The 22,931-nt window shown below is 65.8% G+C and carries 24 protein-coding genes and 1 riboswitch; of the genes, 14 read left to right on the top strand and 10 right to left on the bottom strand.

Annotated features, from left to right (window positions below):
* Positions 1–92: 92 nt before the first annotated feature.
* The 4 genes from LK542_RS20920 to LK542_RS20905 all read right to left on the bottom strand — a co-directional run bounded on the left by LK542_RS20920 (position 93) and on the right by LK542_RS20905 (position 3,039).
* Entirely contained in the window at positions 93–1,097 is a 1,005-nt protein-coding gene (locus LK542_RS20920; protein ID WP_227813443.1) for a hypothetical protein, read from the bottom strand.
* A complete protein-coding gene (locus LK542_RS20915) occupies positions 1,094–1,621 on the bottom strand; it encodes a DUF2867 domain-containing protein (RefSeq protein ID WP_227813442.1) in 528 nt (175 codons plus the stop codon). The genes LK542_RS20920 and LK542_RS20915 overlap by 4 nt, the downstream gene beginning before the upstream one ends.
* Positions 1,622–1,736: 115 nt before the next feature.
* A complete protein-coding gene (locus LK542_RS20910) occupies positions 1,737–2,294 on the bottom strand; it encodes a dihydrofolate reductase family protein (RefSeq protein WP_227799899.1) in 558 nt (185 codons plus the stop codon).
* A gap of 70 nt (positions 2,295–2,364) precedes the next feature.
* Positions 2,365–3,039 (bottom strand): glutathione S-transferase family protein, encoded by a 675-nt coding sequence (locus tag LK542_RS20905; RefSeq protein ID WP_227813441.1) that lies wholly within the window; start codon positions 3,037–3,039, stop codon positions 2,365–2,367.
* 116 nt (positions 3,040–3,155) lie between these two features.
* Between LK542_RS20905 and LK542_RS20900 the strand changes: the two genes are divergently transcribed.
* From LK542_RS20900 to LK542_RS20885, 4 genes are all read left to right on the top strand, one after another.
* The gene (locus tag LK542_RS20900) at positions 3,156–3,677 is read left to right on the top strand and encodes a helix-turn-helix domain-containing protein (RefSeq protein WP_227813440.1); all 522 of its coding nucleotides are present in this window, start codon (positions 3,156–3,158) and stop codon (positions 3,675–3,677) included.
* A gap of 99 nt (positions 3,678–3,776) precedes the next feature.
* Positions 3,777–5,582 (top strand): CIA30 family protein, encoded by a 1,806-nt coding sequence (locus LK542_RS20895; protein WP_227813439.1) that lies wholly within the window; start codon positions 3,777–3,779, stop codon positions 5,580–5,582.
* Between the two features lie 16 nt (positions 5,583–5,598).
* Positions 5,599–6,705, top strand: a complete 1,107-nt coding sequence (locus LK542_RS20890) for a sensor histidine kinase (RefSeq protein ID WP_227813438.1) — start codon at positions 5,599–5,601, stop codon at positions 6,703–6,705.
* On the top strand, positions 6,702–7,307 hold the full coding sequence (locus tag LK542_RS20885) for a response regulator transcription factor (RefSeq protein WP_227813437.1): 606 nt from the start codon (positions 6,702–6,704) through the stop codon (positions 7,305–7,307). Before LK542_RS20890 ends, LK542_RS20885 begins: the two co-directional genes overlap by 4 nt.
* On the opposite strand, the gene LK542_RS20880 is transcribed toward LK542_RS20885, so the two are convergent.
* From LK542_RS20880 to LK542_RS20865, 4 genes are all read right to left on the bottom strand, one after another.
* On the bottom strand, positions 7,274–7,759 hold the full coding sequence (locus LK542_RS20880) for a hypothetical protein (protein WP_227813436.1): 486 nt from the start codon (positions 7,757–7,759) through the stop codon (positions 7,274–7,276). The two genes, LK542_RS20885 and LK542_RS20880, sit on opposite strands and share 34 nt — an antisense overlap.
* A gap of 87 nt (positions 7,760–7,846) precedes the next feature.
* A complete protein-coding gene (locus LK542_RS20875; RefSeq protein ID WP_227813435.1) occupies positions 7,847–8,269 on the bottom strand; it encodes a hypothetical protein in 423 nt (140 codons plus the stop codon).
* 90 nt (positions 8,270–8,359) lie between these two features.
* On the bottom strand, positions 8,360–8,701 hold the full coding sequence (locus LK542_RS20870) for an SMR family transporter (RefSeq protein WP_227799907.1): 342 nt from the start codon (positions 8,699–8,701) through the stop codon (positions 8,360–8,362).
* A gap of 33 nt (positions 8,702–8,734) precedes the next feature.
* Positions 8,735–9,181: a DUF2147 domain-containing protein gene (locus tag LK542_RS20865; RefSeq protein WP_227799908.1), complete on the bottom strand. Its 447-nt coding sequence runs from the start codon at positions 9,179–9,181 to the stop codon at positions 8,735–8,737.
* Between the two features lie 188 nt (positions 9,182–9,369).
* On the opposite strand from LK542_RS20865, the gene LK542_RS20860 reads away from it, so the two are divergent.
* Complete coding sequence (locus LK542_RS20860; protein ID WP_227813434.1) at positions 9,370–10,332, top strand: hypothetical protein; 963 nt, start codon at positions 9,370–9,372, stop codon at positions 10,330–10,332.
* A gap of 17 nt (positions 10,333–10,349) precedes the next feature.
* Here the strand turns inward: LK542_RS20860 and LK542_RS20855 are convergent, their stop codons facing one another.
* Both LK542_RS20855 and LK542_RS20850 read right to left on the bottom strand, forming a co-directional pair.
* Complete coding sequence (locus LK542_RS20855; protein ID WP_227813433.1) at positions 10,350–11,513, bottom strand: DUF6447 family protein; 1,164 nt, start codon at positions 11,511–11,513, stop codon at positions 10,350–10,352.
* 85 nt (positions 11,514–11,598) lie between these two features.
* Positions 11,599–14,397, bottom strand: coding sequence for a valine--tRNA ligase (locus LK542_RS20850; RefSeq protein ID WP_227813432.1), 2,799 nt, complete (start codon positions 14,395–14,397; stop codon positions 11,599–11,601).
* Positions 14,398–14,486: 89 nt separating this feature from the next.
* A riboswitch (TPP riboswitch) is annotated at positions 14,487–14,600 on the top strand.
* A gap of 67 nt (positions 14,601–14,667) precedes the next feature.
* Between LK542_RS20850 and thiC the strand changes: the two genes are divergently transcribed.
* The 9 genes from thiC to LK542_RS20805 all read left to right on the top strand — a co-directional run bounded on the left by thiC (position 14,668) and on the right by LK542_RS20805 (position 22,787).
* A complete protein-coding gene (gene thiC / locus LK542_RS20845) occupies positions 14,668–16,581 on the top strand; it encodes a phosphomethylpyrimidine synthase ThiC (RefSeq protein WP_227813431.1) in 1,914 nt (637 codons plus the stop codon).
* Positions 16,581–16,784 carry a sulfur carrier protein ThiS gene (gene thiS / locus LK542_RS20840; RefSeq protein WP_227813430.1) on the top strand — a complete coding sequence of 68 codons (204 nt, stop codon included), beginning with the start codon at positions 16,581–16,583 and terminating at the stop codon, positions 16,782–16,784. The genes thiC and thiS overlap by 1 nt, the downstream gene beginning before the upstream one ends.
* A gap of 119 nt (positions 16,785–16,903) precedes the next feature.
* Positions 16,904–17,698 carry a thiazole synthase gene (locus LK542_RS20835; RefSeq protein ID WP_227799914.1) on the top strand — a complete coding sequence of 265 codons (795 nt, stop codon included), beginning with the start codon at positions 16,904–16,906 and terminating at the stop codon, positions 17,696–17,698.
* Entirely contained in the window at positions 17,698–18,441 is a 744-nt protein-coding gene (locus tag LK542_RS20830) for a hydroxymethylpyrimidine/phosphomethylpyrimidine kinase (protein WP_227813429.1), read from the top strand. The genes LK542_RS20835 and LK542_RS20830 overlap by 1 nt, the downstream gene beginning before the upstream one ends.
* 25 nt (positions 18,442–18,466) lie before the next feature.
* A complete protein-coding gene (gene thiE, locus LK542_RS20825) occupies positions 18,467–19,099 on the top strand; it encodes a thiamine phosphate synthase (protein WP_227800554.1) in 633 nt (210 codons plus the stop codon).
* Positions 19,100–19,119: 20 nt separating this feature from the next.
* Positions 19,120–19,833 (top strand): ion channel, encoded by a 714-nt coding sequence (locus LK542_RS20820; RefSeq protein WP_227813428.1) that lies wholly within the window; start codon positions 19,120–19,122, stop codon positions 19,831–19,833.
* A 139-nt stretch (positions 19,834–19,972) separates the two neighbouring features.
* Entirely contained in the window at positions 19,973–20,743 is a 771-nt protein-coding gene (locus LK542_RS20815; RefSeq protein WP_227813427.1) for a hypothetical protein, read from the top strand.
* Positions 20,744–20,847: 104 nt separating this feature from the next.
* On the top strand, positions 20,848–22,272 hold the full coding sequence (locus tag LK542_RS20810) for a M28 family peptidase (protein WP_227799918.1): 1,425 nt from the start codon (positions 20,848–20,850) through the stop codon (positions 22,270–22,272).
* Positions 22,272–22,787 carry a GNAT family N-acetyltransferase gene (locus LK542_RS20805; protein WP_227813426.1) on the top strand — a complete coding sequence of 172 codons (516 nt, stop codon included), beginning with the start codon at positions 22,272–22,274 and terminating at the stop codon, positions 22,785–22,787. The genes LK542_RS20810 and LK542_RS20805 overlap by 1 nt, the downstream gene beginning before the upstream one ends.
* Positions 22,788–22,931: the final 144 nt, after the last annotated feature.

The following is a 22,931-nucleotide window of genomic DNA, read 5'->3' as shown; positions in this document are numbered from 1 at the left end:
CTCGCTATCGAAAAAGATTGTGATGGTGTGAAAGGGGGAGATCTTATGTCTGCTACAGGCTGCGCATTCAATCGGTGCACGCAACACACTGTTCAGGCAATCGGCAGCGCGGAGCGGGCTTGGCACAGTTCATCGTGTAGCTGCTGCACTGCAAGTGCAGCAGGCGCGCTGACGCCGCCGCCGATCGACTCCATGAAGCGGCAGGCAGCGAAGCCGGTGGCCACTTGGTCATAGTGAGCAAGCCACGCTCGTCGCTGCGGCAGCCGCTCAGGAGAAACCGGCCAGACGCCGGGCCGTGGGGTGAGCCGGCCTTCAATCCCGATGCGCCAGGGTTTGGCCGAGACGCGCGCCCTGAAGCAGTGCTGGTTCAGGCACATGGCCACGTACACGGGATCGGTGCCCAATTCACGGAAGCACTCGGCCACCTCGGGCTCCAGCGGATCAAACAGGCGGTGGGTAGCAAGCAGGCGCAATCCGGCCGGCGTACGGTAGACATGGACCAACCAGTCGGGACGCGTGCTCATGAAGCGCTGAACGCGCGCGCGGGCGATTTTCTCCGGCCCGCCGCCGGTCCGCACCCCAATGCGGTGGATAAGGTTCGCGATCGCGGATGAAAGCGACAGCGTCAGCAGCGCGGCGATCACACCCGCTATCCACAACATGCGGGTGCTTTCGCCGCTCGCCGCCAGGCGATATACCACACCCGCACAGACCGCGAGCAGGACCAGTGCGATGCCGCCGACCATGCGCAAACTGGCGCCGGCAGGGAAATCGATATCGGCAAACAGCACGCCTGGCGTATTCAGGCAGCGCGCGCCGTATGAGTTGCGGGTGATGACGGTGTCGCCGATGCGGTCGACCACTTCTTCCCGGATCGGGAGCCCATCGCCGCCGTTGTATGGCACCTTGCGCTCGCGCCGCGGCAAGGGCTCGCCGGAGACGGCACGCGCAAGCGCTTCGTCGACGCGTGCCTGTGCATTGCGTTGTGCGTCCTCTTCGCTGGCGTCGGACCAGCCGAAACGCCTGATCGTGATCTGCTTTCCTTTACGGCGATACTGGGCCCTCGCTTCAGCCCAGAAACTGGGGACGACCATCATTCGCTGAAGTGGCCCGATGCGGGCCAGCCGATCCTCGCTGCACGGCGCAGGCTGGCCTTGACCACCATGCGGTGGAAGGGGGCGATCACGAACAGATAGGTCCGTCCCAGCAGGTTGTGGCAGTGGACCACCGTGGTCACCGTCAGGTCTTGCGCACCGCACAGGATGGACACCCGGAAGTCGAGGTGCCGGTCGTCCTCGCCCAGCACGATCTCGTTCTCGCACCTGGTGTAGATGCGGAAGATGCCGACCCGCTCGTTCTTCTCCCTGCCGGCCAGCTGCGCCAGCTGGCGCGCTGTTTTCAGGCCGAAGCAGGCGACGATGGTGTCGCGTAGGCCTGTGAGCCAATCGACCCAGCCCGGCTGGTGCGCGACGATGAAGCGGGCCAGGGTTTCCGGGTCGCGCGTTGCGCCGGCGGGAAGCGGGATCGCGAAGGCGTCGGCCAGATGGACCGGTTCATCGATCCAGGTGACGCCCGACTGCGGCAGTGATACCGGCACGGCGACGGTGGATTCGACAGGCATGGGGCAGCTCCAAGTGAGGTTCAGCGCCTGCAGTATGGAGCGGGGACGGCTGATGATCAATGCGTCCTGCATCGCCTGCGCTTTTTCTCATGAGCAGGACGAGGACGCGGTCGAATCAGTGCGCGCGCCGGTAGTGCATGGCGACCGCGCCGTTGCGCAGTGGTGTCGCCGAGACCAGCTCGAGCTGTCGCGTGCCGGGCAGTCCGCCTGCGTACAGGGTAGGGCCATGGCCGGCGATCCTGGGGTGGACGAGCAGCCTGTACTCGTCGATCAGGTCCAGCCGCTCCAGCTCGGTCGCGAGCTTGCCGCTACCGAGCAGCACGCCATTCGGTGTCGCGTCCTTGAGCTGTTGTATGCCCGATCGCAGCTCGCCGACGATGTGGTGACTGTTTGTCCAGGGGAAGTCCGTTCGTGTCGAGGACACCACATACTTTGGCTTGGCCTCCAGCTTCAGCGCCCACTCGCGCATCGCAGGCGGCGCCTCGGTAGCGCCGCGGGCGACCATTGGCCAGTAGCTCTCCATCATCTCGTAGGTGACGCGGCCCCACAGCATTGCCCCGCTTTCGTCCATGAGGCGGGTGAAGAAGGCGTGTGTTTCGTCGTCGGCGATGCCTTCCTGGTGGTCGACGCAGCCGTCCAGGGTAAGGTTGATACTGAAGATTAAGCGTCCCAACAGATCCTCCGTTTGCGTTACGTGACGGGCAAGCCGCCGTCCAGGCATGCGTCCACCTCAGTTGAAGCAGTCAATCCCTGTCAGGCGCTCCCAAGGGGAAGTAATGCCTGAATGGCCGACCTCCATTCACGGCGCGCGCAAACGAGGGGCGCGCCAGCAAACGCGCCCGGTACGCACGTACTTCCGGATAGGCCGCACTGATCGGATGGGTCCAGTCAGCATAGAACAGGGACGGGGCTGCGGCACAATCTGCGAGAGTAAAATTGGCGCCGGCTACCCAGGGGGCCTTGTTCCTGATCAGGTGGGCCTCGAGCCATGCGTAGGCCAGTTCCAGTTTTTCTGCCGCATGGGTGTGCGCTTCCTGTTTTTTGAGGGCATCGCCGCTCAATGCGCCGCCCACCGCATGCTGCACCAGAGCGATGACGTGCAGGTCGAAGAAGCGGTCGAGAAAGCGCACGTTCAGCGCATCCAGCGGATCTTCCGGCAGCAGCGGGACAGCGCCCGGGTAGGCAAGCTGCAGGTATTCGACAATCACGCTGGCCTCGACGATGCTACGGTCGGCGTCTACCAGCAATGGAAACGTGCGCAGTGGCCAGCGCTCCAGCCAGTCGGCAGTGTGTTGCGCATGGTTCGGCGCATTGTCATCGAGCGATAAAAGAGAATGAGGAACATCGTTTTCGAATAGCGCAACGAGCACCTTTTGGGTGTATGAGGAGAACGGATGACCGTAAAGCAAAAGCGACATGGGATGTCCCTCTACAGAGTATGATGCTTGGGTGAGTTCAACCGATTGCATATTGCAAGTGGTTGAACTCTACGCTGCGGCGCTGTGGAAGGCAATATTAATTTGGAGAGATATCGATGCCGCAAAAAGGTCGCTCAGCTTGCCCGATCAACCTGGCACTGGAACAGTTGGGTGATCACTGGACCTTGATCGTCATCCGGGACCTCATGTTCGGAAACCGGCGTACCTATGGCGACCTGCTGGCGAACAGCGAAGAAGGGATCGCCTCGAACATCCTGGCGGATCGTCTCAAACGTCTGGTCGCCGCCGGCTTGCTGAGCAAGGCACCGGACCCGCAACATCGTCAGAAAGCCATCTATTCGCTCACGGAGCCCAGCATCCAGCTGGTGCCGCTGCTTGCGCACCTGGGATCCTGGGGCCGCCGCCACACGGCACCAAGCAAGGAACTCTCTGTGCGCGCCGAGCTGCTGGAAGCAGGCGGCCCAGCGCTGTGGGACGCATTCATGGAAGAGTTGCGCTACCTGCACCTGGGCGCACAGGCACCCGAGCGCTCGGTCTTCAAGGAACTTCAGGCGGCGTACGAACAAGCCATGCGTGACGGGCCGGCGCCAGGACAGGGGACAGCACCCTCCCCATAAGGGCATGACAATTGTCATGACAAACTGATGGCGCCTGCTTCTACAGGCGCCATCGCCGTTCTCGCATACTGGCTTCACACCAACCAATGCGAGGAACGCATGAAGCCCACCGCCCTGAAAGTCCTGTCCGTCGCCGCAAGCCTCCTGCTGGCAGCGTCCGCAAATTCGGCCAACGCCGCGCCCACCCTGGTGCAGGACGTGCGCGTCTTCGACGGCGAGCGCGTGCACGAGCGCCGCTCGGTCCTGTTCGATAACGGCGTCATCGTTGACGCCGACTTCAAGGGCAAGGCGCCGCAGGGCGCCCGCGTGGTCAGCGGCACCGGCCGCACCCTGCTGCCGGGCCTGATCGACGCCCACACCCACGCCTTCCGCTTCCACGAACTGCCGGTGCTGTTCGGCGTGACCACCCAGATCGACATGTTCACCGACGTGCCGACCCTGAAGAAGGCCAAGCTCGAGATGGCACATGGCGGCAACAGCCGCCGCGCCGACCTGTTCTCAGCCGGCACCCTGGTCACGGCGCCCGGTGGCCACGGCACCCAGTTCGGCATCGCGATCCCGACCATCACCAGGCCGGAAGAAGCGCAAGCCTTCGTGGACGCCCGCATTGCAGAAGGCTCGGACTTCATCAAGATCGTGATGGAAGGCGGCTATGGCTACAAATCGCTCGACCTGGCCACGGTGAAGGCGGTGATCGACGCGGCGCACAAGCGCGGCAAGCTGGCCGTAGTCCACATCAGCAACGAGAAGGATGCGCGCGCCGTGCTGGAGGCGGGCGCAGATGGGCTGGTGCACCTGTTTGCGGCTGGTTCCGCCGATGCTGAAGGGCTGGCCAGGCTGGCGCGCTCTAAGGGCGCCTTCGTGATTCCGACCTTCGCGGTACTCGAGAGCATGGCCAACTTCCGCGGCGACGACCTGCTGGCCAACCCGTCCTTCGCTGCGCTGCTCGACAAGGATGGGCAGGCGCCGCTCAAGGCCAGGTACGGCAATGAAGCAAAACCGGCGCTGCTGGTGGCGCCGAAAGCCGTCACCGCCGCGATGGTGAAGGCGGGCGTGCCGGTGCTGGCCGGGACCGATGCCGGCAACCCGGGCACCCAGTATGGCGTCAGCATGCACCGCGAACTGGCGGCCCTGGTCGAGGCGGGAATGACGCCCTCGCAGGCGCTCACCGCCGCCACCAGCGCGCCGGCCGGGGCCTTCAAGCTGGGCCAGCGCGGCCGCATCGCCAAGGGCTACAAGGCGGACCTTCTGCTGGTCGAGGGTAATCCCACCGCCGACATCCTGGCCACTCGCCGGATTGTCGAAGTATGGAAGGATGGCGAGAGTGCGAATGGCCTGGTCGATGCCCAGCGCCGCCAGGTGGCCAAGGCCGCCCAGGAAGCGCAGGGAAGCAATCCCATTGCGCTGCCGCCGGATGGCCGTATCAGCCAGTTCAGCGAGAAGCGCCTGGCCAGCCCGATCGGCATCGGTTGGGGACCGTCCACCGACAGCTTCGCCGGCGGTAAGTCGACCGTGAAGCTGGCGCCGCAGCCGGCCCTGCCGGACGGCCAGGTGCCGCTCGCGATCAGTGCGACGGTTGCGCCGGGCCTGCCCTTCGCCTGGTCGGGCGTGGCTTTCATGCCGGGCGCCCAGCCGATGCAGCCGGTCAACCTGAGCGCGGCGAAGACCGTGCGTTTCAAGGTGCGCGGCGACGGCAAGACCTACCAGATGATGGCGATGTCGCAGGGCGTGCAGATGCCCGGTGCGAAGAGTTTTACCGCAGGCCCGGAGTGGACCGAGGTCAGCGTCCCTTTTAGTGACCTCAAAGGCATCGATCCGGCGGCCATCACCATGTTAGGATTCAACGCCGGCCCGCAGCCGGGCGACTACCGCTTCGAGATCGCCGACGTGCGCCTGCTGCCGTAACAAGACGAAGACGACGATGAAGAAGATCATGGGGATGCTGAAGGGACCGTGGGTGCCGCCGGAGCAGGGCAGGATGCCTTATTTCTGGCTCCTGAGCCTCGGCTACATGGGCTGGAAGTACGCCTACATCACGCCCGGGCCGCTGGAACTGGCGATGCTGATCCTGACGCTGGGGGTGTTCGTGCCCCTGTACTTCGCCAGCTACTGGGCGCGCGGCTGGCAGGTCTATGCCTGCATGCTCGCGGGCTGTCTGATCGGCACGGCCTGGGTGCGGTGGAATCCGGGTGCGGCCACCTTCTTCATCTTCGCCTGCGCCATGGCGGCCGGCATCGACCGCATGAAGCAGGCGATGCTGGCGATCGGCGCTATCGTCGTCTGCGCGCTGCTCGCCTCGCTACAGATTAAAGAGACGCGCTTCATGTTCCTGATGCCGATCCTGACCATCAGCCTGCCGGTGGGCTTCGGCTCAGTGATGGATGCGCGCCTGCGCCGTTCGCGCCAGCAGCTGATGCGCAAGCAGGAAGAGGTCGAGCACATGGCCACCATCGCCGAGCGCGAACGCATCTCGCGCGACCTGCACGACCTGCTGGGCCATTCGCTGTCGCTGATTGCGCTGAAGGCCGAGCTGGCGCGTAAACTCGTGCACCGCGATGCCGATGCCTGCGCGCGCGAAGTCGGCGACATCGAAGCCAGCGCGCGCCAGGCGCTGGCCGAGGTGCGCGCCGCCGTCACCGGCTACCGCGAAAAAGGGCTGGCCAGCGCGCTGGCAAGCGCACGCGCCAGCCTGGCGGCGGCCGACGTCCGGCTGGAAGAGAAAGTCGAGCGCATCGAGCTGGCGCCGGCTGCCGAGAACGTGGTGGCGCTGGCCCTGCGCGAAGCCGTGACCAATGTGGTGCGCCACGCGGGCGCGAGCCGCTGCAGCGTCTCGCTGTCACTGGAGCACGGCGTGGCGGTGCTGCGCATCCTTGATGACGGCAAGGCGCGCAGCGAGGCCGATATCCGCCACGGCAACGGCCTGTCCGGCATGCGCGAGCGCGTCGCCTCGGTCGGCGGCAGGCTGGCCTTGCGTGCGCGCGCCGGCCTCGAACTCGAACTGCGCATTCCCACCGGAGCCACGTCATGATCCGCATCCTGCTGGCCGAAGACCAGACCCTCGTCCTCGGCGCAATGGCCGCGCTGCTGAGGCTCGAGCCCGACTTCGAAGTCGCCGGCGCCGCCACCAACGGGCGCGAAGCGTTCGACATGTGCGAGCGCCTGCAGCCCGACATCGTCCTGACCGACATCGAGATGCCCCTGATGACGGGGCTGGAGCTGGCGACCCAGCTGAAGGAGCGCCGCCTGGGGGCGAAGGTGATCGTGGTGACCACCTTCGGGCGCAGCGGCTACCTGCGGCGCGCCATGGAGGCCGGCGTGCGCGGTTACCTGCTCAAGGACGCCCCGGTCGACGCCCTGGCGGCGGCGATCCGCGCCGTGCATGGCGGCGGGCGGGCGATCGCGCCCGAACTGGCAATGGAAAGCTGGAGCGGCGGGGCAGACCCGCTGACCGAGCGCGAACGCCAGGTGCTGCGCCTGGCCGGGGAAGGCAAGAGCAGCGGCGACATCGCGCGCCAGGTACACCTGTCGGAAGGGACGGTGCGCAACTACCTGTCCGAGGCGATCAGCAAGCTCAACGCCGCCAACCGGGTCGAGGCCTACCGCATGGCGCGCGACGCCGGCTGGCTGTAGGCTTGCGCGCGGCGGCTGCTCTTCGGCTTCGGGGTGTGCGTCAGGGGATAGATGAAGCTCATGTACAGCACCAGGGTGAACACCATCAGGAAGCCGCACACCCGCAGCAGCATCGGATGGCCGCCATGCCAGACCACGGTGGCGCTGGCGCCGAAGGGCACCATCATCAGCAGCGGAGCGAGGGAACGCAGCGGCGGAGAGCGGCGCATGCGGTGGCCCGCCAGACCGATCACGAAGTAGCCGCCGGCCGCGAGCAGCATCCCGCCCAGCATGACGAAGGGTTCGGCGATATCCGGCAGCAGGTGGGAGATGCGGCGCAGCAGCAGGGGTGGATGGACCAGGGCGAGCACGCCGGCGAACAGGCTGAGCAGGCGCAGGTAGCGGAGCAGCCGGCCTCGCACCACGGGGCGCGCAGCGTTGATGGGACCTGGGGCACTGGTCGGTATGCTCATCGGGGATCTGGCTATGGGCCGTTGATGGCCCCGACGATAGCACAGCGCGCCTGCCGAAGACGGCGGCCTGTTTTGCCGTGCGCGTGTTTACAGGTGATGCAGAACCGGCGGGCGGTGCTGGCGCTTTTCGCGCGCCCGCACCCGGCTCGGGCTGGGTTCCTGCAGCACCAGGAAGGCCAGCACCAGCGCGACCAGCAGGGTAAAGCAGAGCAATGCGCCGCTCATCCACAGGGCCAGCGGCTCGGCGCTGTGCCACATGGTCGCCATCCCGGCCACGAAGGCGGCCCCCAGCAGCAGGGCGCACAGGCGGCCCAGCGCCGGCGAGCGCTTGATGCGGTGGATGGTCATGCCGACGATGAAGAAGCTCGACGCGGCCAGCAGCAAGGCCGCCAGCAGGGTGACGGAACGCGACAGCTCGAACAGGCCGGCGCCTTTCGGGAACAGCATGGCCGGTGGCGCCACCAGCACCAGGATGCCGGCGGCAAGGCAGGCGAGACGCAAGAAAATCATGGTTTCCTCGTTACAAATCGTTGTGCATACAACTCAGCAGTAACGAGAAGATAGCGAAATTACAATCCTGGTGGCGCGCGAATGGAAGAGTCAGTGGCTGACGCTGTTCGAGAACAGGTTGATGACCGCGACGCCCGCGATGATCAGCGCCAGGCCGGCGATGGCAGGCAGGTCGAGGCGCTGCCCGTAGACGGCCCAGCTGATCAGGGAAATCAGGACGATGCCGACGCCCGACCAGATCGCATAGGCGATGCCGGTGGGGAGTATCCGCAGACTGAAGGTCAGCAGGTAGAAGGAGAGGGCGTAGCAGCCCACCGTGACCAGGCTGGGCAGCGGTTTGGTAAAGCTGTCGGAGGCCTTGAGCGCGGTGGTGCCGATGACCTCGGCCACGATGGCGAAGGCAAGGAAGAGGTAGGCCTTGGCGGGCGACATACGAAAAAGCGGCCCGCAGGCCGCCTTGAAAGATTACTGCTCGCGCACCCAGGTCTGGGTACGGCCGAACATCGGCGCGCCGATGTAGCCGCGCACGTCGAGCTTGCTGCCATTGTCCTTCAGGCTCAGCTTGCTCTTGTAGGTCTTGCCCTTGGACGGATCGAGGATCTCGCCGCCGGTGTATTCGTTGCCGTCCTTCTTCAGGCCCCACAGGATGGTCATGCCGACGATCGGCTGGTCCTTGCGCGCGCCTTCGCAGGCGGTGCACTTCGGGTTCTGGTCCTGGTCGGCCGGGCGGAACAGCTTGTCGATCTTGCCGGTCAAAACACCGTTCTCTTCGGTGATGCGGACGAGGGACTTGGGTTTGCCGGTCTCATCGTCGATGGTTTTCCATACGCCCGCTGGCGAGGCGTTTTGCGCCCACGCTGCCGGCATCGCGAACATCATGGCGATCAGGCCTGCCTTCATCAGTTGTCGCATCTTGGGTCTCCAGAATCGTTATTGGTATGGCAGAGTGTAGCAAACCCGTCCAGACAAGTGGATAGTGGAATCCGAGGATTCCTTCCAATCGTCGCGGCAGGGCCAAGTTGACAATCCGCCGACACTTTGATGACATGTTAATTGTTTCCAAAGCGATACAATCCGCCATTTTTGACCGAGGAACCGCAGTGAAGAGCTTTTTCCGCTTGCCCCTGGTGCTGGGCGCCCTCCTGTCCGCCTCCACCGGCGCAGCCGAGGTGAAAGGCCTGAGCATGCAAGTGCATGAGCTGGCCACTCCCTTCGCGCAGGTGTGGGACCGCAACGCGGGCAAGCCGGACAGCGCGTTCGTGCAGGACTTCAAGACCACCATTGCATCGCGCTTCCCGGCCTTCTACGATGTGCAGCGCTTCGGGGGCAGGCGGACCGAGGCCCAGCACGACGGGGAAATCGCCAAAGCCCGTACCGAATTCCCGTCCATGCGAGCCGCCTATGACAGGAAGGTGGCGCGCTTCACCCAGGACCTGCCGGGCCATATCGCGAGCTTCCGCGCCACTTTCCCGGACTACGCGGCCAAGACCGACATCTGGTTCCTGCACTCGCTCGGCGAGATGGATGGCGGCACCCGTACATTCGACGGGAAAACCTATTTCATCTTCGGGGCCGACGCCATGGTCAAGTACCACGGGGATGGCGACGAAGCGGCCTTCTTCCACCATGAGCTGTTCCACGACTACCACAACATGAACTGCGCGAAGGAGCCGGTGTGGGTGGGATTGTGGAACGAAGGCCTGGCGACTTACGTGGCCAAGCGCATGAATCCGTCGGCGAACAACAGCGAACTGCTGCTCGACATTCCCCACAACCTGGTGGCTGACACGCGCAAGCAACTGGGCCGCGCCTTCGACGACCTGCACGGCAAGCTGGAGAGCGAGGACCAGACGCACTATGCGGGCCTGTTCCAGGGCCGGGGCGGCGACGGCACTGGCCTGCCGGCGCGGCGTGGCTGCTACCTGGGCTACCTGGTGGCGGAAGAGATCGGGAAAGGCATGAGCATGCAGCAGATGGCCAGGCTGGAGTGCGGGGCAGCGCACAAGGCGGTGGTGGGGGCAGTGGAGGCGCTGCGCAGCCAGCAAGCATCGACCGGAAAATAAGGCGTGGCGCGCCGGATTCAGGCCGGCGGCAGGAGACTCTTCAAGGCCTGGACGTAGGACGCGCGCGCGGTCTGCAGCACAGCAAGCTGCGCCTGCAGGCGGGCGAGTTCCTGGTCCACGAACTGGATGCTTTGTAACTGCACCTTCGCCTCCTGGGAGAGGCTGGCGACATCATAATCGGTGTTGTCGATCGTAATAGTTTTCACGGCTTGATCCTGGGTGGGTGATGGGTGGGTGTTGGCGGTGTGCTGCACCAGCCGCAGGTTCGCCTGCTGGACGTCCTGGACGACGCGCTTCAGAACATCAGGAGACTGGTGCCAGCGCCTGGCGCGCTGGCGGCTGCACTGCTGCAGGGCCTGCTCGCGCCCCTGCGCTGCGTCACGGGGCAAGGCATATCCGGCACTGCGCAGCGCCGTCGCGGCCTGCTCGAAAACGGCGTCCGGCATCGGCGCCTCGCGCAGCACCGCAGCGCTTGGCGCGAAGCCACCGGCGCGCGTCAGCGCCAGCATGTACTGGGCAGCGTCATGGATCTTGATGTGTCCGTTGGGCTTCACGTGGATGAGCGGGCAATGCGGGGCAAGCTCGGGCAAGAGGTGGTTCGCATACCAATGCCCTTCCCAATAGCCGGACCCGATCTGGCGGAAGTGGACGAAATCCCGGATCGGTACGAATTGCGCCTCGTCGAAAGGCAGGATTTCGACCTTCGGCTTGGTGATCGTCACGGTGTCGTTGGAGACGTCGACGTACAGGCTGCCGACCTGGAAGGCGTTCTGGAAGTATTGTTCGCGCAGCGCCCCCCAGGTCCGGCGCACGGTGCCGCCGGCAGCCTGGAAGGCTCGCAGCGCGCGCAATCCGGCGGCGGCCTGCTCGGGCAACTGCGACTCGTCAAGCGAGCGCAGGCGATCCTGCACAGCCAGGCTGATTTCCAGGCAATGCCCTAGTGGGTATGCCTTGCCCTGCTTGACAGGGCTCGCTCGCCCGAGTTCGGCGTCTACCTGCAGGCGAACGGCCAGCATGCAGGCGCCCAGTTCGGCAATGGCGGGCAAGAGGTACTGGGCGGTCAGCGTGGCCTCGCGGACTGGAGCGGCTACGCGGGGCTCGTTCGGCAGCAGGCGTCGCGCCAGCGGGCCGGGACGGCCAGGCGCGGCGCGTGGACCGGCGCCCGTATCGGAACTTGTCATTGAACGGGAACTGCTTGATTACATGACGCATGGTTCGTGCGGCAGGCATGCCCGCTGGACGAACCGGGGAGGCAAGGACGACGCCTCAGGCTGCCGGCAGCTTCGCCAGCTGTTCCTGCATCTTGGCCAGCGTCGCCGAGAAGTTCGCCACGCGTTCCTTTTCCTGCTCCACCACCGCGGCCGGAGCGCGCGCGACGAAGCTTTCGTTGGACAGCTTGCCGCTCGCCTTGGCGATCTCGCCCTGCAGGCGCGCGATCTCTTTCGACAGGCGCTCGCGTTCTGCGGCGACGTCGATCTCGACCTTCAGCATCAGCTTGGTAGTGCCGACGATCGACACGGCGGCCGGCGATTCCGGCAGGGCGTCGACGATCTGTACTTCGGCAAGCTTGCCCAGCGACTGGATGTAGGGCGCGAACACCGACATGCGGGCGCGGTCGTCATTGTTGCCCGGCTCGACGAACAGCGGCACGCGCACCGACGGCGACAGCGACATCTCGCCACGCAGGTTGCGGGTGGCGTCGATCAGTGCCTTGAGCTGCTCCATCCAGGCTTCCGCCTCTTCGCTGACGAAGTAGGTGTCGGCCAGTGGGTAAGGCTGCAGCATGATGCTGTCGCCGGTTTTGCCGGCCATCGGCGCGATCGCCTGCCACAGGGCTTCGGTCACGAACGGGATGATCGGATGCGCCAGGCGCAGCACCACTTCCAGCACGCGCAGCAGGGTGTGGCGGGTAGCGCGCTGCTGCGCTTCCGTGCCCTGCTGGACCGAGACCTTGGCCAGTTCCAGGTACCAGTCGCAGTATTCGTACCAGACGAAGTTGTAGATGCTGCTGGCGATGTTGTCGAAGCGGTAGTCGGCGAAGCCCTTGGCCACGTCCAGCTCGACGCGGTTCATCAGCGAGATGATCCAGCGGTCGGCCTGCGACAGGTCTTCCGGGTTCGGCTGGCTGCAGTCCTTGCCTTCCGTGTTCATCATCACGAAGCGGGTGGCGTTCCACAGCTTGTTGCAGAAGTTGCGGTAGCCCTCGCAGCGGCCCAGGTCGAAGTTGATGTTGCGGCCCAGCGACGCATAGCTCGCCATGGTGAAGCGCACGGCGTCGGTGCCGAAAGCCGGGATCCCTTCCGGGAATTCCTTGCGCGTCGCTTTCGCGATCTTCTCGGCGGCGCGCGGGTCCATCAGGCCGGTGGTGCGCTTGGCAACCAGCGACTCGACGTCGATGCCGTCGATCAGGTCGATCGGGTCGAGCGTATTGCCCTTCGACTTCGACATCTTCTGGCCCTGGCTGTCGCGCACCAGGCCGTGCACGTACACGGTCTCGAACGGCACCTTGCCGGTGAAGTGGCTCGTCATCATCACCATGCGGGCGACCCAGAAGAAGATGATGTCGAAACCGGTCACCAGCACGGACGAAGGCAGGAAGTGCTTCATGTCCGGGGTTTCTTCCGGCCAGCCCATGGTCGAGAAGGGCACCAGGGCCGAGGAGAACCAGGTATCGAGCACGTCGTCGTCACGGCGCAATTCGCCGGCGATGCCTTGTGCTGCCGCCTTGGTCCTGGCTTCTTCTTCGCTGCGGGCGACGACGATCTCGCCGTTCTCGCCATACCATGCCGGGATGCGGTGGCCCCACCACAGCTGGCGCGAGATGCACCAGTCCTGGATGTTGCCCAGCCACTGGTTGTAGGTGGTGGTCCAATTCTCCGGCACGAACTTGATCTGGCCGCTCGCGACCTTCTCCAGCGCGACTTCGGTGATCGACTTGCCCGGGTTGAAGGTGCCTTCCGGCGCCGGCTTGCTCATGGCGACGAACCACTGGTCGGTCAGCATCGGCTCGATGACGACATTGGTGCGGTCGCCACGCGGGACCATCAGCTTGTGCGGCTTGACCTGCTCGAGCAGGCCTTGCGCGTCGAGGTCGGCGACGATCTGCTTGCGCGCGGCGAAGCGGTCCAGACCCTGGTACTGGGCCGGGCCGTTTTCGTTGATCTTCGCGTCCAGCGTGAAGATGTTGAGCGGCGCAAGGCCGGCGCGCTGGCCGACCGCGTAGTCATTGAAATCGTGGGCCGGGGTGATCTTCACGCAGCCGGTGCCGAATTCCTTGTCGACGTAGCTGTCCGCTATGACCGGGATCTGGCGGCCGGTCAGCGGCAGGGTCAACAGCTTGCCGACTAGGCTCGTATAGCGCTCGTCGGTCGGGTCGACCGCCACGGCGACGTCGCCCAGCATGGTTTCAGGACGGGTGGTGGCGACCGTCAGGTGGCCCGAGCCGTCTGCAAGCGGGTACTTGATGTACCACATCGAGCCGTCTTCTTCCTGCGAGTCGACTTCCAGGTCCGACACCGCCGTGCCCAGCACCGGGTCCCAGTTGACCAGGCGCTTGCCGCGGTAGATCAGGCCCTGTTCGTACAGGCGCACGAAGACTTCCGCCACGGTTTTCGAGCGGGTCTCGTCCATGGTGAAGTATTCGCGCTGCCAGTCCGGCGAGGTGCCCATGCGGCGCATCTGGCCGGTGATGGTGTTGCCCGACTTTTCCTTCCACTCCCAGACCTTTTCCACGAAGGCTTCGCGGCCAAGGTCGTGGCGCGAGATTTTCTGCGCGTCGAGCTGGCGCTCCACCACGATCTGGGTCGCAATGCCGGCGTGGTCGGTGCCCGGGATCCACGCGGTGTTATAGCCGCGCATGCGGTAGTAGCGGGTCAGGCCGTCCATGACGGTCTGGTTGAAGGCATGGCCCATGTGCAGGGTGCCGGTCACGTTCGGCGGCGGCAGCTGGATGCTGAACGACGGCTTGCCGTCCTCCATGGTGGCGGTGAAGTAACCGCGCTTTTCCCACTCGGTGCGCCAGTATTGTTCAATGTCTGCGGGCTCGAAAGACTTGGCTAGTTCCATGGTGTGCTGAGCTAAAAATTGTGCGAAAAGAACCATTATAGAGTAGATGGCGCTATAATCCGGCCCGCTGCGTCCGGGAAGCCGGGCGCGGCACACGCTAGGGGTCCTGTTGTCGCAGATATGCAAATGCGCGACACGGGTGAGAAATACCCTCCGAACCTGATCTGGATAATGCCAGCGAAGGGAAGCAGTCAGAAGCAGGCCTAAGGTGCGCACGCGCCTGCGCGGCCGTACTGGCACACTCCTTTGCTGGCTCCGCAAAGGAGCCACATGAACGCACCGCACAAGTTTGAAGCCGCGACCGCCACGGTCGACCAGGCGGCGATCGAACCCTTCCCCAACTCGCGCAAGGTCTACATCGAAGGCAGCCGGCCCGACATCCGCGTGCCGATGCGCGAGATCTCGCAATCGCCCACGCCCGACAGCTTCGGCGGCGAAGCCAACCCGCCGCTGTTCGTCTACGACACCTCGGGGCCGTACACCGACCCGCTAACTTCCATTGATGTGCGTCGCGGCCTGGGCACGCCGCGCCTGCCGTGGATCCTCGAACGCGGCGACACCGAGGAGCTGCCAGGTCCCACCTCCAACTACGGCAAGGCGCGCCTGGCCGACCCGGCGCTGGCCGCGCTGCGCTTCGAGCTGCAGCGCACCCCGCGCCGCGCGAAAGCGGGCCGCAACGTCACCCAGATGCACTACGCGCGCCAGGGCATCGTTACCCCCGAGATGGAATTCATCGCCCTGCGCGAAAACCTGCGGCGCAAGGAATATCTCGCTTCGCTGGTCGATTCCGGCCCGATGGGCGCGCGCGTGGCCAGCCTGATGGCGCGCCAGCATCCCGGCCAGTCCTTCGGCGCCAGCATCCCGCCTGAAATCACACCGGAATTCGTGCGCCAGGAAGTGGCGCGAGGCCGCGCCATCATCCCGGCCAACATCAACCACCCGGAAATCGAGCCGATGATCATCGGCCGCAACTTCCTGGTGAAGATCAACGCCAACATCGGCAACTCGGCCGTGACCTCTTCCATCGGCGAGGAAGTGGAAAAGATGACCTGGGCGATCCGCTGGGGCGCCGACAACGTCATGGACCTTTCGACCGGCAAGCATATCCACGAGACGCGCGAATGGATCATCCGTAACTCGCCGGTGCCGATCGGGACGGTGCCGATCTACCAGGCGCTGGAAAAGGTCGGTGGCAAGGCCGAGGAACTGACCTGGGAGATCTACCGCGACACCCTGATCGAGCAGGCGGAGCAGGGTGTCGACTACTTCACCATCCACGCCGGCGTGCGCCTGGCCTACGTGCCGATGACGGCCAAGCGCCTGACCGGCATCGTCTCGCGCGGCGGCTCGATCATGGCCAAGTGGTGCCTGGCCCACCACCAGGAATCCTTCCTGTACACGCATTTCGAAGAGATCTGCGAGATCATGAAGGCCTACGACGTGTCCTTCAGCCTGGGCGACGGCCTGCGCCCCGGCTCGATCTTCGATGCCAACGACGAAGCCCAGCTGGCCGAACTGAAGACCCTGGGCGAGCTCACGCAAATCGCGTGGAAGCACGACGTCCAGACCATGATCGAGGGCCCGGGCCACGTGCCGCTGCACCTGATCAAGGAAAACATGGACCTGCAGCTGGAGCAGTGCAGCGAGGCGCCGTTCTACACCCTCGGACCGCTGACTACCGACATCGCGCCCGGCTACGACCACATCACTTCCGGCATCGGCGCCGCCACCATCGGCTGGTACGGCACCGCCATGCTGTGCTACGTCACGCCCAAGGAGCACCTGGGCCTGCCCGACAAGCAGGACGTCAAGGACGGCATCATCACCTACAAGATCGCGGCCCACGCCGCCGACCTGGCCAAGGGCCACCCGGGCGCGCAGATGCGCGACAACGCCCTGTCCAAGGCACGCTTCGAGTTCCGCTGGGAAGACCAGTTCAACCTCGGCCTCGACCCCGACAAGGCACGCGCCTTCCACGACGAGACCCTGCCCAAGGATTCCGCCAAGGTGGCCCATTTCTGCTCGATGTGCGGGCCTCATTTCTGCTCGATGAAGATCACCCAGGAGGTGCGCGAGTACGCCGCCGCCAGCGGCGTTGGGGAAGACGCGGCACTGGCCAGGGGCATGGAAGAAAAGGCGATCGAATTCGTGCGCGGCGGCGCCAGGCTGTACCGGGAGGTGTGATGCTGGACATCGAACTGAATGGCGAACCCTACCGCGTGCCGCCCGGGGTGTCGCTGCAGGAACTGGCCGGCCAGCTCGGGCTGGCCGGGCAGGCGGTGGCGGTTGCGGTCAACCGCGAAGTGGTGCCGCGCCAGCGCTGGGCGCAGTGCCAGGTGCAGGCCAGAGACAAGATAGACATCGTCCGCGCCATCGGCGGCGGTTGAATTCGTAGGGTGGGCGGATTCCGCCCACGCGGTCACATCCCGTATGAATTGACACGACGTTTTGGTATGGGCCGGTCAACCGCGTGGGCGGGAGACCCGCCCACGCTACAGGAGAAGAAATGAACGCAATTGCAGACAATGATTTCCTCACCATCGCCGGCCGCCAGTACGGCTCGCGCCTGCTGGTCGGCAGCGGCAAGTACCGCGACCTGGCGCAGACGCGCGATGCCACGCTGGCAGCGGGCGCCGAGATCGTCACGGTGGCGATCCGCCGCGTGAACATCGGCCAGGATCCGAACGCCCCCAGCCTGCTCGACGTCTTGCCGCCGGACGAATTCACCATCCTGCCCAACACGGCCGGCTGCTACACGGCCAGGGACGCGGTCTACACCCTGCAGATGGCGCGCGAGCTGCTGGGCGGGCGCAAGCTGGTCAAGCTCGAAGTGCTGGGCGACGAGAAGACCCTGTTCCCGCAGATGCCGGAAACCCTGAAAGCCGCGGAGACCCTGGTGCGTGACGGCTTCGACGTGATGGTCTACTGCAGCGACGACCCGGTGCAGGCCCGCATCCTGCAGGAGATCGGTTGCGTGGCCGTGATGCCACTCGCTTCCCTGATCGGCTCGGGCATGGGCATCCTGAACCCGTGGAACCTGTCGCTCATCATCGAGCAGGCCACGGTGCCGGTGCTGGTCGACGCCGGCGTCGGCACCGCGTCGGACGCGGCGATCGCGATGGAGCTGGGCTGCGACGGCGTGTTGATGAACACCGCAATCGCCGCGGCGGGTGACCCGGTGCGCATGGCGCGCGCCATGCGCCACGCCGTCATCGCCGGGCGCGAAGCCTACCGGGCGGGGCGCATGCCGAAACGTTTCGCTGCCGCGCCCTCGTCGCCGCTGCAGGGCATGGCCACCTGATGGTGCCGACCGTGCTGGTGTTCGCCGGGCTCGATCCCGGCGGCGGGGCCGGGCTGGCGGCGGACATTGCCGCCATTGGCGCGCTCGGCGGCCATGCGCTGCCGGTCGCGACCGCGCTCACGGTGCAGGACAACAACCGGGTGCACGAGGTGCAGCCGGTCGATGCTGGCCTGATCCTGCGCCAGGCGGACGCCCTGATCGATGCCTGCAGCATCGATGCGGTCAAGATCGGCATTCCCGGCTGCCGCGAGAACGCGCTGGCCATTGCCCGCCTGCTGCGGCAGCTGCGCGCCGCCGACCCGCAGCTGCCGGTGGTGCTCGACCCGGTGCTGGCCAGCGGCCACGGCGATGCGCTCGGCAGGGGCAGCGCGCTGGCGGCGCTGGCCGAGCTGCTGCCGCTGGCCACCGTGCTGGTGCCGAACCTGCCGGAAGCGCAGGCGCTGGGGGCCGTGCCCTGCGAGCATGTGCTGCTGACCGGCGGACACGGCGAGGGTGACATCGTGGTCAACCGCTGGCTGCGCGCCAACGTCGAACAGCGCAGCTGGCGCATGCCGCGCCTGCCGCACAGCTACCACGGCAGCGGCTGCACGCTGGCCGCCGCGATCGCGGCGCGCCTGGCGCTGGGCGACGCCATGGGCGAATCACTCGAGCACGCGCAGGACTACTGCCACCAGACGCTGGCGCATGCCTTCTGGATCGCGCCGGGACAGCGCATCCCGCGCCGCATCCTCCATACACACTGAAAGGAGCATCATGGACACGCACTCCCTGCGCGGACTCTATCTCGTCACACCGGACTGGGACGACACCGACACCTTGCTGGCGGTGACCGGCAGTGCGCTGGCCGCCGGCGCGTCGCTGGTGCAGTACCGGCACAAGAGCGCTAGCCCGGCCCTGCGCGCCGAACAGGCGGGGGCCTTGCTCGCGCTGTGCCGCCGCTACGGCCGGCCGCTGGTCATCAACGACCACATCGACCTGTGCCGCGACATCGATGCCGACGGCGTGCACCTGGGCGGCACCGACGCACCGGTCGCCCATGCGCGCGCGCTGCTCGGTCCGGACAAGATCGTCGGCGCCTCCTGCTACGGCGAGCTGAAGCTGGCGGAAAGCGCCCAGCAGGCCGGCGCCAGCTATGTCGCCTTCGGCGGCTTCTATCCGTCGCCGGTGAAAAAATACAGTTTCGTCACCCCGGCGGAACTGGTCGACGTGTGGCGCGACCGGGTGTCGCTGCCGATGGTCGTGATCGGCGGGATGACGCCGCAGAATGCCGCTCCACTGGTAGCGCGCGGCGCGTCCATGGTGGCGGCCATCACCTCCGTCTACGCGGCCGAGGATCCGGACGCGGCGGTGCGCGCATTCTGTGCGCTGTTCGGCCAAAGGGGTCCTACAATGAGGGGGTGATCCACTTTGCTTTTTTGACCATGCGACCTTTGCGCCTGCTGATCCATACGCGCCGCCATCCCTCCGCCATCCTGCTGCTGGTGCAGCTGCTCGGCATGCTGCTGTATCCCTTCATCGAACATGCGCCGGCCGGGCACGCGGCGTTCAATGTGTTCGGCGTGCTGGTGCTGTCGCTGACCATCCGCATGGTGCGCCGCACCCCGGGCGAGACCTGGATCAGCGTGGCCTTGGCGGTGCCGATCGTGATCCTGCTGGCGCTGCAGTCCTTCCTCGACCTGCGCAGCACGCTGCTGCCCTGGTCCTCGGCGCTGGAAGCACTGTTCTACTTCTACGCCGCCGGCAGCCTGATCGCCTATATGATGGCCGACCGTCGTGCCACCACCGACGAACTGTTCGCGGCCGGCGCCACCTTCACCCTGCTGGCCTGGGGTTTCACCCACCTCTATCTGATGGTGCAGGAGCTGCAGCCCGGCACCTTTGCGGCTGCCGTCAACGCATCCGCACCGCGCTCGTGGAGCGAGCTGAATTACCTGAGCTTCGCGCTGCTCTCGAGCACCGGCATCGGCGACGTGATTCCGCTCACGGTGCATGCGCGCGCCCTGTGCAGCATCGAGATGCTGGTCGGCGTGATGTACCTGGCGGCGGTGGTGGCGCGCCTGATCGGCTTCACCACCCAGGGCAAGGTCTACCGGCGGCCGCCGACCGCGGCGCACGAGGCGTGGGAAGAGGACTGAGTTCTACGCAATCCGCATATTCTTCACCCGGCGGGGCGCGACGCGCCCTCCGTTAAGCTTTCGATAAGACTCGTTCAGTAACTTGCGCCTGTCGCGCATCCGGCATCCCGCCGGTCGCCGCCCTGACGCGAGAACGATCTTGATAGCACGGACCATCCAAACCGCCCGCCCGGTTCGCCGCCTGGCGCGCTTCCTGAAGACCTGCCTGGCCGGCCTGCTGGCGGTGGCAAGCCTGTACCTGCTGGTATGCGTGTTCCCCAAGCCGGTGTTTGCCTACCGCAGCGTCTACCAGAACTATCAGGTCTGGTCGGACCAGCCGATCCCGGGCGAGATCACGGAAGTGCTCGACGACGTGACGCGGCGCCTGCGTACCTCGTCCCTGCACGACCGCGAGGTCCCGGTCGAGATCTTCTTCTGCAACGAGCCCTGGCGGCTGTGGCTGTACGGCCGCGCCTTCCATTCGCGCATGGGCGGCGCCACCGACGTCTGGCTGACACGGCAGGTGTTCATCCGCGCTTCCGATATCCCGGCGAACCGCATTCTGCCGCCAGGGCCCCGACCGATCGCCGATGCCGCGCAGCGTTCGCTGTCGTACTACATCGCGCATGAAATCACCCACGCGGACGTGTCGCGCGCCTTTGGCCGCACTGTCATGCTGCGCTATCCGCAATGGCTGCTGGAAGGTTATGCCGACTACGTGGGCAAGGGCGGCGACTTCGATTTCGACGAGAACCGCAGCCTGTTCGCCGCGGGCGCCCGCGAGCTCGATTTCGGCAGGAGCGGCCTGTATCGCGAATTCCACCTGAAGGTAGCCTACCTGCTCGACAAGAAAGGCTGGACGCTGCAGCAGGTATTCGCCAATCCGCCGGAAGAACACGAACTGGAAGAGCGGCTGCGGGCCGCGCCGTGACCGAAGGCGAGACATATGCATTCATTTGTGGCCGCCGCGGATTGACCAGCCGTGGGGCGCCATGCGATATTGCCTTTCTTGCCATTTGACCCGAAAGCAATCGCATGCGTCTTTACCTTTCCGCTCTCGTCCTCGCACTGGCCGCCGCCGGCTGCGCCCAGGTTCCCACCGCGACCATCACCCCCGATGCGCTGCGCACCCACGTGAAATACCTTGCTTCCGACGAGCTGGAAGGCCGCGGCACGCCCTCGCGCGGGCAGGACCTGGCGACCGACTACATCGCGACGCAGTTCCGCAAGGCGGGCCTGGAGCCGGCCGGCGACGACGGCTACTTCCAGACTGCGAACTGGCAGTACGCCGAGCGCAAGGCCGGGGACGTGAGCCTGAATATCAATGCCGGCGGCAGCACGATCGCCGTGCCGGCGGGCGGCGCGACCGGCAACTTCCTCGATGCGGTGTCGCTGGCGAGTACGCCGGCCGTGTTCATGCCCTGGAAGGAAGCGCTGGAAAACAGCGAGGCCGCGAACGGCAAGGTGCTGGTGGTGCCGGCCGCCCCGGTACCGGGCGCCGCGCGCCAGCTGCAGGAAAAACTCAAGAGCAAGCCGGCATTGGTCATCATGATCGACCGCGAGAAGCGCCACGGCGCCGGCACCGGCGGCTGGCTGATCAATCCGGAGCAGCCGGTCGTGAAGGGCGCGCCGCCGGTGCTGGTGCTGCACGCGGCTGACGCCGCAGCGGCGCTGGAAAAGAGTGGGGCGCAGGTCCGCGTTGCGGTGGCGGCAGCAAGCGTCCGTCCGGTCAAGCTGCGCAACGTGGTCGGCGTGCTGCGCGGCTCGGACCCGCAACTGAAGAACACCTACGTCCTGATGACGGCCCACCACGACCACGTCGGCATCCGCGACGGCGAGATCTATAACGGCGCCAACGACGACGCCAGCGGCGTGGTCTCGGTGATCGAGGCGGCCAACCAGCTGGCCTCGCGCAAGGAGCGTCCGCGCCGCAGCATCGTGTTCATGACCTTCTTCGGCGAAGAACTCGGCATGCTCGGCTCGAAGTACTATGCGCGCCACCCGGTGTTCCCGCTGAAGGACACGGTGGTCAACATCAACCTCGAGCAGACCGGCCGCACCGACGACAGCGAAGGCAAGCAAGAGAATTCCATCGCCATGACCGGCTACGATTTCTCGACCCTCGGCAGCATGCTCAAGAAGTCGGCCGACCAGACCGGCATCCGCCTGTGGAAGCACGCATCCTTCAGCGACGCCTTCTTCTCGCGCGCCGATAACCAGTCGCTGGCCGACGTCGGTGTGCCGGCGCATACGCTGTCGGTGGCCTACGGCTTCTCGGACTACCACGGCAAGGACGATACCTGGGACAAGCTCGACTACGACAACATGGCGCGCGTGACGCGCATGCTGGCGCAGGGCGTGTACGACATCGCCAACGACACGGCGCGCCCGACCTGGACCGATGCGCCCAAGGCTTCCGGCTATGCCGCCAAGGGCCGCACGCTGAATCCGGGCCAGTGATGGCGGGAGCCTTGATCCGCCGCCTGCGGCCGGACGACGGGCCGGCCTACCGCAGCATCCGCCTGCGTGCGCTGGAGGACTCCCCGGAGGCCTTCGGCAGCTCGCTCGCAGAGGAAGCGGCGCGTCCGCTCGACAGCTGGTCTGCGCGGCTCGACAAGGCAGCGGTGTCCGGTATCGATTGCCCGCTGGTCGCGGAACTGGACGGCGACGCCGTCGGGCTGGTGTGGGCCAAGGTCGATGCCGACGATCCGGACACCGTGAACCTTTACCAGATGTGGGTCGCGCCGCAGTGCCGCGGCCGCGGCGTGGCCGCCGCGCTGCTCGACGCAGCGTTGGCCTGGGCCAGGGAGCGCGGCGCACACACCGTCGGGCTGGGCGTGAACTGCGCCAACCGCGCGGCGGTGTCGCTGTACGAGCGCGCGGGCTTCACGGTGCTGGGCGAGGCCTATCCGATGGCGGGGGCGCCCGGGCGCATGGAATACGCGATGCGGCTGCGCCTGAACGCAGCGCCATGAAAAAAGGGACACCCGAAGTGAACTGACCCCCAAAAGTTGGACACAACTTTTGGGGTTTTTTCATGACCAAGTACAGCGAGCAATTCAAGCTCGCGGTTGTCCAAGACTATCTAGCCGACAGCTCTATTGGGTATCGTGGGATCG

The organism is Massilia sp. IC2-477, from assembly GCF_020707265.1.
Lineage (GTDB): Bacteria > Pseudomonadota > Gammaproteobacteria > Burkholderiales > Burkholderiaceae_D > Telluria.
Note: the sequence above shows the minus strand (reverse complement) of the source record. Positions and strands in the feature narration are given on the sequence as shown.